Below are 5,363 nucleotides of genomic sequence, written 5' to 3' on the forward strand. Positions count from 1 at the left end.
CTGAGATCCATAATCCAGCACGCGCCCGTGTACAACGCTCTTGAATTTCGGTGGGAGCGAGGTCGGCGTCGATGGCGCGGACGACCGGCTCATCCGCATTTCGGGGCCGACCCGGCGCGGGGGCCTGGCTCTCGTCAGCCGCAACGGGCCCTTCCTCAGCAGGCCAAAGAGCAAGATCACAGCCAGGATCAGGACGTAGATGAGCTGATCGTGAAAGGAGGCAAGCTGCGGGATGTACGCCTCGATCGTCAAGGTCAAGGGGTTTGTCAGGTCCAGGATCTTCTCGTGGATGGGTGCCAGCTTCTCAGCGATGCCGTTTAAAAATTCCATGGGAACTCCATCTCCTCAAACCGGGTTCTCCTGCGTATTCTCACATTATGTCCCGCCTTTTGCAAGGGGCGGGCCGCCGCTGGAGGTCGCACGACAACAAGTTGCCGCTAAACGTTGAATCGAATCTCGATCATGTCACCGTCCCGGACGGGGTACTCCTTCCCCTCGAGGCGGAGGACGCCCTTGTCCCGACAGGACGCCATGCTGTAGCCGTTGGCCGCGAAGTCGTCGAAGGAGACGACCTGAGCCCGGATGAAGCCGCGCGCCAGGTCGGAGTGGATGGCCCCCGCCGCGTCCAGGGCGGCGTCGCCGTTCCGGAGAGTCCAGGCACGCACCTCGTCCTCGCCGCTGGTGAAGAACGAGATGAGCCCCAGGAGGCGATAGGCCTCGTGGATCAGGCGATCGCGGCCCGGCTCCTCGACGGAGAGGTCCTTCATGAACTCCTTCTGCTCCTCCGGGGTCAGCTGCGCAAGCTCCATCTCGATGGAGCCGTACACGCGGATCGCCGTCAGGCCCTTCTCCGCCAGCGCGGACAGCAGGGGCACGGCTTCGGGGACGTCGCCCGTCTGGCCTTCGTCCAGGTTCAGGACCACGAGCTCAGGCTTCAGCGTCAGGAAGGCGAAGCCCGACAGGGTGCGCCGCTGTTCCTCCGTCAGGGGGAACTCACGCAGGGGACGCTCCTCCATCAGGTGGTCCTGAAGGGCGTGCAGAAGCTCCCCCTCCGCGTTCTCGGCGGGGGAGGCCTTGCGCTTCGCCGCCTTCTCGTCAAGGCGCGCGAGGCGGTTTCCGATGACGCCCAGATCGCGGTAGATGAGCTCCGTCTCCACGATCTTCCAGTCGCGCAGGGGGTCGATGGTCTCCTCCGGGTGGGGGACGGAGGGGTTGTCGAAGGCCCGCACGACGTGCAGCAGCGCCTCGGACTCCGCGACGAAGGAGAGAAAGGAGTTGCCCAGACCGGCGCCCTTGCTGGCGTCGCGGGACAGGCCCGCCAGGTCCACGAACTCGATGGCGGCGGGCGTCTCCTTTCGGGGCTTGAACACCTCGGTCAGCTTGTCGAAGCGCGCGTCCGGGACGCTGACCAGGGCTCGGTTCGGCTCGGTCCTGCCGCCCGCGTAGGGCTTGACCTCCGCTCCGGCGCGCGTGATGACGTTGAACACCGTGGATTTGCCCGAAAGAGGCAGGCCGACGATTCCGCATTTCAACAAAAATATCCCCTCCAAAAAAAGCACAAAGAAAAAAGCCGGTCAAAAAGCATTCAAAACCGTTTGACCGGGACCGCGCCCCGACGGCCCTTTGGAGGCCGTCTGCGACGCTTTGGCCCTGACTCTTATTTTACGACATGGCGGCGGGAAAGCCAACCTCTTTCAGGATGCGAACGCCGTTGAGGCGTTCTCTGTCCCCTGGTTGCCGGCGGTGCGCTGGGGGTGGTGAAAAATAATATATTCGGTTTGGCGGCCGGCCTTCCCTTCCCTGACGGCTCCGGCGTGCTAAAATAAAAAATCAAAAGCGTATCAAGGGCGCCGCCCTCGTCACTACAATAAAATCCAAAGGACGAATTTCGCGTTTTTAGTGCCCCGCCGCAGAGGGGACGTTGTGCCCGCGGGCGGAAGTCGGTGCGGCGGCGCGGATGGTAAAATATAAAAACAACCGGAGGGGCGTCCGCCCCCTGGGGGTTCCCCCCTGTCAGGAGGGGGATATCTTCCGTAAGGAGAGGATAGCATTGAAGAAGTTCGTCTCTGCAGTTCTGGCTTTTGCGCTGGCCCTGTCGCTCTGTGGCGCGGCCCTGGCGGCGAAGGATGAGCTGGTCGTCGCCGACCAGTACGACGCCACGACGCTGGACCCCATCAACCACAACGACTACCCAACCTCGCGCGCCTGCGCCCAGATCTACGACACGTTGGTCATCCTGAACGACGACGGCATGCCGCAACCCTGCCTGGCGGAGAAGTGGGAGTTTCTGACGGACAAGGACTACAAGATGACCCTGCGCAAGGGCGTCAAGTTCCACAACGGCGACGAGATGAAGGCCGAGGACGTCAAGTTCTCCCTCGAGCGCGCCAACACGCCCCGTGGGGCTCAGATCCACGAGTACTCCCAGGACCTCGATAACGTCGAGATCGTGGACGACTACACGGTGATCCTGCACCTCAAGACCGCCAACACGCCCTTTTTCGCCTCCCTGTCTCACAGCTGGGGCAGCATCGTCAACAAGAAGGTCGTTGAGGCCGCAGGCGACGACTACGGCATAGAGCCCGTGGGCACCGGCGCCTTCAAGTTCAAGGAGTGGGCCAAGGGCGACCACTACACCTTCGAGCGCTTCGACGACTACTGGGGGGAGAAGGCGAAGGTCAAGACGCTGACCGTGCGCGCTATCCCCGAACCGACGAACCGGACCATCGAGCTTGAGACGGGCGCCGTGGACATCTCCTACCCCATCAGCACGGTCGAGCTCTCCCGCGTCGAGGGGAATGACGAGCTGACCCTGCAGCGTATGCCCCTTTCCTCCACCACCTACATGGGCTTCAACACCACGAAGGCCCCCTTCAACGACGCCCGCTTCCGCCAGGCCGTCTTCGCCGCTCTCGACACGGTGGGCATCCAGAAGGCCGTGTTCCGCGGGGTTGGCAAGACCCCCCGCAGCCTGATCCCGTCCTCCACGAAGTACTCGATCAACGACGAGCTCCCGGTGCATGAGCGGGACGTCGAGAAGGCCAAGGCCCTCTTCAAGGAGGCGGGCATCGACCCCGCAACGCTCTCCTTCACCATCCTCACCAACGAGCGCAAGGAGCGCGTGGACATGGCGCAGATCATTCAGTCTCAGCTTGCCGAGCTTGGCATCAAGACGGACATCAAGCAGATGGAGTGGGGCTCCTACCTCGGCATCCTCCAGCAGAGGGCCCACGACGTGTTCCTGCTTGGCTGGGGCCTCTCCGTTCCCGATCCCAACTACGCCGTGGCGGGCCTTCTGGCTACCGGTGCCGGCACGAACTACACGGGCTTCAGCAACAAGGAGCTGGACGAGCTCCTCGCCAAGGGGCGCAGCCTTCAGGACGGCGACGAGCGCAAGCAGGTCTATAAGGACATGCAGCTCTTCATCAACGAGCAGTGCCCGATGGTCTACCTGCACAACGACGAGGCGGTTGTGGGCGTCCGCAAGGCCGTGAAGGGCTTCAAGATCAACCCCTTCGAGGTCCACCGGTTCGCTCCGGCCTACTTCGAGGATTAAGAGGGAAAGCGCCTGAAGGAGTCCCCGGCCGCTTTCGTTCGCGGCCGGAGGCCCGTTCCTGAGACAGGCCCCCTGGGGCTGAACTCCTGAGGTCAACGGACGGCGGGGAGGGGAACTTCTCTGCCGTCCGTTCTTTGACGCCCCGGCCCGGCCGGGGCAAAAATTTCACGTCTCCCTCTCTGCGCACTACCCCTGTAAACTCTAGGAAAGGAAGGATGATCCTTCGATGCTGCGATACATCATTCGCCGTGTCCTGTTCCTTATCCCTGTCCTCCTGGGGGTCGCGTTCTGCGTCTTCACCCTGCTCTACCTGACGCCGGGCGACCCCGCGCGCATGGTCCTTGGCGACATGGCGACGGACGAGGCCATCAAGGAATTCAGGGACAAGGAGGGGTTGAACGACCCCTACCTGGTGCAGTTCGGAAATTACGTCTGGAAGGCGATCAATGGGGATATCGGCCGCTCCTACAGCTCGAGGCGCCCCGTCATGAAGGAGCTCCTGACGGCCTTCCCCTACACCCTGAAGCTCTCCGCCTTCGCCATGATCATCGCCATCCTCATCGGCATCCCCTGCGGCATCATCTCGGCGATCAAACAGTACTCGTGGTTTGACACCATCACGATGATCTTCGCCATGGTGGGGCTCTCCATGCCGGTGTTCTGGCTGGGACTCCTGCTCATCCTGCTGTTCTCCGTCCACCTGCGCTGGCTGCCTTCGTCGGGCTTCTCCACCTTCAAGGCCATGATCCTGCCCTCCGTGGCGCTGGCCGCCCAGTCCATCTCCATGGTCACGCGCATGACGCGCTCCTCCATGCTGGAGGTCGTCCGGGCGGACTACATCCGGACGGCGCGGGCGAAGGGCCAGAAGGAGTCCATCGTCATTTGGGTGCACGCGTTGCGCAACGCGCTGATCCCTGTCGTGACGCTCTGCGGGCTTCAGTTCGGAAGCCTGCTGTCCGGCGCTATCCTGACGGAAACCGTCTTTGCCGTGCCGGGCGTGGGGCAGCTCATGATCCGCGCCATCATGGCGCGCGACTACCCCATGGTGCAGGGCGGCGTGCTGTTCGTGGCCATCGCCTTCAGCATCGTGAACCTGCTGGTGGACCTTCTGTATGCCTATATCGACCCGCGCATCAAGGCGGATCTCGTATAAGGGGGGCTTGAGATGAGCGATAAAAGCGAGACGAACGGCAGCGTCGTCCCCGAGCTGACGAAGCGCGTCCATCGCGGCCCCCTGGCGGAGGTCCTCTTTCGCCTGAGCAAGAGCCCCCTGGCCATGTTTGGGCTGGCCATCATCCTGCTCCTGGTCTTCTGCGCGATCTTCGCCGAAGTCATCTCCCCCTACAACCCCACGGCTCAGGACCTGTCACAGATGTTCAAGACGCCGAGCTCCGCGCACTGGCTGGGCACGGACGAGTTCGGCCGGGACATCCTGAGCCGCCTGATCTACGGCGCCCGCGTGTCCCTGCAGGTCGGATTCGTGGCCGTGGGCATCGCGCTGGTCCTGGGGGGCTTTTTGGGTGCCGTCTCCGGCTACTACGGCGGGAGGCTCGACAACGCCATCATGCGCGTCATGGACGTGCTGCTCTCCATCCCCCAGACGCTCCTGGCCATTGCCATCGTGGCGGCCCTGGGGCCGAGCCTGATGAACCTGATGATCGCCGTGGGCATCTCGGCGGTCCCCACCTACGCGCGCATCGTGCGCGGCTCCGTGCTCTCCATCCGCAACATGGAGTTCATCGAGGCCGCGCGGGCCGTGGGCAGCCCGGACCTGCGCATCATCCTGAAGCACATCATCCCCAACAGC

The 5,363-nt window shown here is 63.3% G+C and carries 5 protein-coding genes; 3 read left to right on the forward strand and 2 right to left on the reverse strand.

Features of this window, described 5'->3' with window-relative positions; translation table 11 throughout:
* The coding region (locus SY1_RS08545; RefSeq protein WP_208873450.1) for a hypothetical protein at nucleotides 1–330 on the reverse strand (330 nt) is incomplete at its 3' end.
* Nucleotides 331–437: 107 nt separating this feature from the next.
* A complete protein-coding gene (ychF, locus tag SY1_RS08550) occupies nucleotides 438–1,535 on the reverse strand; it encodes a redox-regulated ATPase YchF (protein ID WP_208873451.1) in 1,098 nt (365 codons plus the stop codon).
* A gap of 422 nt (nucleotides 1,536–1,957) precedes the next feature.
* On the opposite strand from ychF, the gene SY1_RS08555 reads away from it, so the two are divergent.
* The 3 genes from SY1_RS08555 to SY1_RS08565 all read left to right on the forward strand — a co-directional run.
* On the forward strand, nucleotides 1,958–3,556 hold the full coding sequence (locus tag SY1_RS08555) for an ABC transporter substrate-binding protein (RefSeq protein ID WP_208873453.1): 1,599 nt from the start codon (nucleotides 1,958–1,960) through the stop codon (nucleotides 3,554–3,556).
* Nucleotides 3,557–3,782: 226 nt separating this feature from the next.
* Entirely contained in the window at nucleotides 3,783–4,709 is a 927-nt protein-coding gene (nikB, locus tag SY1_RS08560) for a nickel ABC transporter permease (protein ID WP_015556784.1), read from the forward strand.
* Nucleotides 4,710–4,721: 12 nt separating this feature from the next.
* Nucleotides 4,722–5,363 (forward strand): ABC transporter permease (locus tag SY1_RS08565; RefSeq protein ID WP_208873455.1); only part of this gene is annotated, 642 nt, incomplete at its 3' end.

The organism is Fretibacterium fastidiosum (genome assembly GCF_000210715.1).
Taxonomy (GTDB): domain Bacteria; phylum Synergistota; class Synergistia; order Synergistales; family Aminobacteriaceae; genus Fretibacterium; species Fretibacterium fastidiosum.